Origin of the sequence: Neoroseomonas marina, assembly GCF_012927745.1 — a bacterium.
GTDB classification, from domain to species: Bacteria; Pseudomonadota; Alphaproteobacteria; order Acetobacterales; family Acetobacteraceae; genus Neoroseomonas; species Neoroseomonas marina.
This window is the reverse complement of sequence record NZ_JABBKX010000026.1, coordinates 1-1,045: the sequence shown is the minus strand read 5'-3', so window position 1 is coordinate 1,045 and position 1,045 is coordinate 1. Positions and strand designations below refer to the sequence as shown.

The following is a 1,045-nucleotide window of genomic DNA, read 5'->3' as shown; positions in this document are numbered from 1 at the left end:
CTAGATGTCGCTGCTATGGAGGTTGTCCCTCCGGGGCTGAGGTTGGAGGCTGTGGTTGCCACACCTTCAACGACCAAGCCGGAGCCCCGGATGGACGCCCATGAGAATGCGCGCACCACGCCGCATAGTCGAATGCTGATAGTCGATCGGCTGGCGGCAGGCTGGACGGTGGCCGTCGTGGCGACGGCGATCGGCACCAGTCCGCGTACCGTGCGCAAGTGGCGCGACCGCTTCGCCGCCGAAGGCGAGGCCGGCCTGCGTGACCGCTCCTCCCGCCCGCATCGCAGCCCGTCTCGCCTGTCCGCAGCGGCAGAGGCTGAGATCGAGGCGTTGCGTCGCCAACGCCTCTCCGGTCCTGCCATCGCCCGCCAGCTCGGGCGGCCGGTCTCCTCCGTCGGCGTTGCGCTGCGCCGTCTCGGCCTTGGCCGCCTCGCCGCTCTCGACCCGCCCCGCCAGGTCATCCGCTACGAGCGCGAGCGGCCGGGCGAACTGATCCACATCGACATCAAGAAGCTCGGCCGTATCGAGGGCATCGGCCACCGCATCACCGGCGAGCGCACCGGCCAGAGCAGCCGGCGCGGCCGCGGCGAGGGGCTCGGCTGGGAGTACCTCCACGTCGCCATCGATGACGCCTCGCGGCTCGCCTACACCGCGCTGATGCCCGACGAGAAGAAGGAGAGCGCCGTGCGCTTCCTCGAGGACGCGCTGGCCTGGTTCGAGGCCCGTGGCGTCGGCGTCGAGCGCGTCATGACCGACAACGGCTCCGCCTTCAAAAGCAAGCTCTTCGCCGCCGCCCTGCAGAGAATCGGCCTCAAACACAAGCGCACCCGGCCCTACACGCCGCGCACCAACGGCAAGGCCGAGCGGTTCATCCAGACCTCACTGCGGGAATGGGCCTACGCCATGCCCTTCCACAGCTCCGCCGAGCGCGCCCGCGCCATGCCCGCCTGGCTCTGCCACTACAACAGCCTCAGGCCCCACTCTGCCCTCGGCGGAAGGCCGCCCGTCAGCCGATTAGTCAGGGACAACCTCCTTGGCAGCGACA

1 protein-coding gene is annotated in these 1,045 nt (G+C 69.9%); it reads left to right on the top strand.

Features of this window, described 5'->3' with window-relative positions:
- Positions 1–90: 90 nt before the first annotated feature.
- The coding region (locus GWK16_RS24915) for an IS481 family transposase (RefSeq protein WP_170056677.1) at positions 91–1,045 on the top strand (955 nt) is incomplete at its 3' end.